Annotated in this window: 4 protein-coding genes; all 4 read left to right on the forward strand. The window is 65.5% G+C overall.

Translation table 11 applies throughout. The features are described from left to right. The first annotated feature begins 1 nt into the window (after position 1). On the forward strand, positions 2–517 hold the full coding sequence (locus VN856_RS10210) for an Lrp/AsnC family transcriptional regulator (RefSeq protein ID WP_325688573.1): 516 nt from the start codon (positions 2–4) through the stop codon (positions 515–517). Between the two features lie 46 nt (positions 518–563). Beyond that, entirely contained in the window at positions 564–1,484 is a 921-nt protein-coding gene (locus tag VN856_RS10215) for a metal-dependent hydrolase (RefSeq protein WP_325688575.1), read from the forward strand. Positions 1,485–1,497: 13 nt separating this feature from the next. Next, positions 1,498–3,279, forward strand: a complete 1,782-nt coding sequence (locus VN856_RS10220; RefSeq protein WP_414686919.1) for an SDR family oxidoreductase — start codon at positions 1,498–1,500, stop codon at positions 3,277–3,279. Positions 3,280–3,286: 7 nt separating this feature from the next. Then, positions 3,287–4,105 (forward strand): ferredoxin reductase (locus VN856_RS10225; RefSeq protein WP_325688577.1); only part of this gene is annotated, 819 nt, incomplete at its 3' end.

The following is a 4,105-nucleotide window of genomic DNA, read 5'->3' on the forward strand; positions in this document are numbered from 1 at the left end:
GATGTCCGAAGAAATTACGAAAGACCAGGATCGTGAGCGGCTGTCATCGAAGGATCTTCGGCCGGCGGATTTGGACAGTACGGATCGCAAAATCGTGAGCCTCCTCCATGCCGACGCCCGCATGACCAACAGCGCGCTGGCCGAAGAGCTCGACATCGCCGCGTCGACCTGCCATGGCCGGGTGCGCCGACTCGTGGACTCGGGTGTGATCCGCGGCTTCTATGCCGATATCGACCCGGCCGCGGTGGGATTGCCGCTGCAGGCGATGATTTCGGTGAGCCTGCAGTCCAACGCCCGCGGCAAAATTCGGGAATTCATCCAGCAGATTCGGCGCAGGCCCCAGGTGATGGACGTGTACTTCCTCGCCGGTGCCGATGACTTCATCCTGCACGTGGCCGCGCGCGATACCGAAGATCTGCGCTCATTCGTGGTGGAGAACCTCAATGCCGACGCCGATGTCGCAGGCACCCAGACATCGCTGATCTTCGAGCACCTGCGGGGAGCCGCGCCCGTCTGACCGCGAGGAGTTCCCGATACCGGGGGTACCGGGTATGCTCCTGCCAATGTTCACGGTCAACGACGAGGCTGTCGGTCCGCACCTGCCAGGTGCCGGGGCGTTGGGCGATCACGAACGATTGGTCCTCGAAGCGCGCGACGTCACGTTCGACTGGGCGAAGCTGCCGTTTCACTACGTGCCCGGTGAGCCGTTCACTACCCACATGCTCAACGTGCTGCACCTGCTGCTGCCGGCCGGCGAGGAGTTCTTCGTCGACCTGTTCAAGCAGGCGCTGCCACTGATCAAAGACGACCAATTGCGGCTCGATGTGCAGGGATTCATCGGCCAGGAGGCGATGCATTCACAGGCGCACACCGGTGTGCAGGAGTACTTCGCCGCCAACGGCATCGACGTGACACCCTTCACCGACCAGATGAACTGGCTGTTCGGCAAGCTCTTGGGCGACCGGCCGCGGTGGAGTGTGCGGCGCCAGCACAGCTGGCTGCTCGAGCGGGTGGCACTCGTCTCGGCCATCGAGCATTACACCGCGATCCTGGGCGAGTGGATCCTGAACACCCCGCAGCACGACGCGATCGGCACCGATCCGGTGATGCTGGACATGCTCCGCTGGCACGGCGCCGAAGAAGTCGAGCACAAGGCGGTGGCCTTCGATCTGATGAAGCACCTGCGGTCCGGTTACTTGCGGCAGGTGCGTACCCAACTGGTCGTGACACCGATGATGCTGCTGATGTGGGTGCGCGGAGTGCGCTTCATGTACTCCGTTGACCCGCAGGTGCCGCACGGCGCCAAGCCGCACTGGTGGTACTACTTCCAGGCCGCACGACGAGGTTTGATGCCAGGGCCGCTGCGCTTCGTGCGGGTGATCGGCGCCTACTACCTGCCGGGCTTCCACCCGTCGCAGCTGGGCGGGGTGGAGAAGGCGGTCGACTACCTGGCGATCTCACCCGCCGCGCGCGCATCGCACTGAGCGAGAGGATCCGATGACCACCGATTCGGCGGCGAGTGCAGCCGTGCCGACCCGCAGCACTGTGACCGCGTCGGACGGCGTCACGTTGGCCGTCCATGCCTACACCGAGATCGACCCGCAGCGGCCGACCGTGTTGGCCATTCACGGTTACCCCGACAACCATCACCTCTGGGATGGGGTGGCCTCGCATCTCGCTGGGCGCTATAACCTCGTCGCCTACGACGTGCGGGGCGCCGGCGAGTCCGCGAAGCCGCCGGGGCGATCGAATTACCGCTTTTCCCAGTTGATTTCCGATACCGGCGCGGTGATCGACAGCCTGGGTGTCGGCCGGGTGCATCTGCTGGCCCATGACTGGGGCTCGATTCAGTCCTGGGCCGCGGTCACCGACGAGACGGTGATGAGCAAGGTGGCCTCGTTCACGTCGATCTCCGGGCCCCATCTCAACTACGCGGGCAAGTTTTTGCGGTCGGCCCGCACTCCACGCGGGCTTTTCGACGTGATCCGGCAGTTCATCGCGTCGGGATACATCTGGTTCTTCCTGACCCCGGGTTTGCCGGAGCTGATGATCCGCTCCGGGCTGGGTGTGAAAGTCATTGACGCGTTTGGCCGTATCGGTAATTCCAGCGCACTCACCCGACCTGTCGACACGGTGCGATCTACCGGCGACTATCTCAACGGCCTCAACCTGTACCGCGCCAACATGCCTGGCCCGTTTCTGGCCCCTGGTACGAAGCTGCCCGATACCACCGTTCCGGTCCAGGTGTTGGTGCCGCGGATGGACATGTTTGTCACGCCCGCGCTGCAGCGCTTCACCGGTTCAATCCCGTTGGGCAGCAGGGTGGTTCCGATCGAGGGCGGCCACTGGGTGGTGACCGCGCGTCCCGACGTTATTGCGCGGCTGACCAGTGAATGGATCGACCGGGTAGTCAACGGCGCCGCTCCGAATAGCCAAAGCGCGGTGCGCACCGGTCCGCGCGACGTGCGAGGCAAACTCGCCTTGGTCACCGGTGCCGGCGCCGGGATCGGCCGTGCCACCGCCCTTGAACTGGCCCGCCAAGGCGCCGACACGGTCGTGATCGTCGACCGTGATCTGGCCGCGGCGGAGGACACCGCCGCGGCTGTCCGGGACGCCGGCGCCGGGGCAGCCGCCTACGAGGCCGATGTGGCCGACGAGAAAGCGATCGATTCGCTTGCCGCACAAGTCAACAACGAGCACGGTGTGGTCGACATCCTGGTGAACAACGCCGGAATCGGGATGGCGGGCCGCTTCCTGGAGACGACTCCGGCGCACTGGGACAACATCCTGGCAGTCAACCTGCGCGGCGTGCTCAACGGAAGTCGTTCGTTCGCAACGCAAATGGTCGACCGCGGACAGGGCGGCACCATCATCAACGTGTCGTCGGCCGCGGCGTTTCTTCCGTCGAAGTCGATGATCGCCTATGGCACGACCAAGGCCGCGGTGCTGGCGTTCAGCGAATCGCTGCGCGCCGATCTGGCTGACGACGGCATCACCGTCACCGCGGTCTGCCCGGGGTTCGTCAACACCAACATCGCCAAAAGCACCGTCTACGCGGGAATGTCACCGGACGAACAGGACAGCGCCCGGTACAAGGCCGACGTTGCGTACCGTCGTCGCAACTACACACCGGAAGCCACCGCCAAGGCGATCGTCAAGGCTGTCAAGAGCGGTCCGCCGGTGCTGCCGATCGCGGCCGAATCGCGGGTCGGCTACGCGATGCGCCGTATCAGTCCTTCGTTGCTCCGGCTGTTGGCCCGCTACGACATTCGACCTTAAGGCTATTGTGTCGCAGAGCATTTGGGCTAGCAGGCCTGCTGACATCTACGGTCGCCGCAAGCGGGACCGGCTCTACACGGCGGTGTGGGGCTTGGGCGTGCTACTCGGCGGGTTGTCCTCGGCGACCCGGTGGACGCCGTCGCGGGTGCTGCCGGTGGGGCGCACCCATACCGCGGTCGTCACCAAACGCGAGGTGCTCACCCCGGACGTGGTCGCGTTGACTTTCGCCGACCCGCACGGTGGCCTGCTTCCGTCGTGGACGCCGGGCAGCCATATCGACGTGCAGTTGCCCTCCGGTCGTCGTCGTCAGTACTCGTTGTGCGGACCGCCCGGGCGGCGGACCGATTACCGCATTGCGGTGCGCCGGATCCCCGATGGCGGTGGCGGTTCGATCGAGATGCACGATGCGTTTCGGGTCGGCGACGCACTGGTGTTCGAGGGTCCGCGCAACGCGTTCTATCTCGGCGGCGACGAGCGTGACGTGCTGTTCGTCATCGGCGGAATCGGGGTGACGCCCATCCTCTCGATGATGCGGGCGGCGGAGCAGCGCGGAATGAATTGGCGCGCAATCTATGCCGGCCGCAGCCGGGAATACATGCCGCTGCTGTACGAGGTGACTTCGCTGGCTGCGGACCGGGTAATCGTGTGGGCCGACGACGAGCGCGGCCGATTCGCCACGGCCGACGATCTCCTTGTCGGTGCGACACCTACCACCGCGGTCTACGTGTGCGGACCGAGCGGGATGCTGGAAGCGGTGCGCATAGCCCGCGACGAGCACGCCAACGCGCCGCTGCATTACGAGCGGTTCAGCCCGGCGCCGGTGGTC

Origin of the sequence: Mycobacterium sp. (genome assembly GCF_035603715.1) — a bacterium.
Lineage (GTDB): Bacteria > Actinomycetota > Actinomycetes > Mycobacteriales > Mycobacteriaceae > Mycobacterium.

Bases quoted from the DNA above. Each gene is read 5' to 3' on its own strand.
- VN856_RS10215 (WP_325688575.1), top strand. From the start codon at position 564: ATGTTCACGGTCAACGACGAGGCTGTCGGTCCGCACCTGCCAGGTGCC.
- VN856_RS10210 (WP_325688573.1), top strand. From the start codon at position 2: ATGTCCGAAGAAATTACGAAAGACCAGGATCGTGAGCGGCTGTCATCG.
- VN856_RS10220 (WP_414686919.1), top strand. From the start codon at position 1,498: ATGACCACCGATTCGGCGGCGAGTGCAGCCGTGCCGACCCGCAGCACT.